Below are 328 nucleotides of genomic sequence, written 5' to 3'. Positions count from 1 at the left end.
CGCGCAGCACCGCCGTCCGCGCGAGTCGCTCCTCGTCCTTCCACGAGCCTTCGTCGAGGACGACGCAGGGGACGTCGTGCCGGGTCAGGGCCAGCGCGAGCGCGAGACCGACGGGGCCGGCGCCCACCACGATCACCGGTTCCACGGCAGCGCTCCGGTGCGGTCCCGGCAGGAGGAGGCTTCGGTGATGCGTGCGAGTGGAAACCGGTGCGTGATCACAGACCGTATGCAACCTACTGCGGGTGCCCGCGTCAAGCGAAGCACCCCCGGGCGCGCGGGGCACGGACCCGCCGACGGCTCCGCCGGGCGCGGCGTCGGCGTCGCGAGG

Annotated in this window: 1 protein-coding gene; it reads right to left on the bottom strand. The window is 74.4% G+C overall.

What is annotated here, in order from left to right:
- Positions 1-145: FAD-dependent monooxygenase (locus G3I42_RS34565; protein ID WP_164291608.1), on the bottom strand; the 145-nt coding region annotated here is incomplete at its 3' end.
- Positions 146-328: the final 183 nt, after the last annotated feature.

The sequence above is a fragment of the Streptomyces sp. SID11385 genome, assembly GCF_010548245.1.
Lineage (GTDB): Bacteria > Actinomycetota > Actinomycetes > Streptomycetales > Streptomycetaceae > Streptomyces.
The sequence above is the reverse complement of the archived record's forward strand: the minus strand, read 5'-3'. Positions and strand labels throughout refer to the sequence as shown.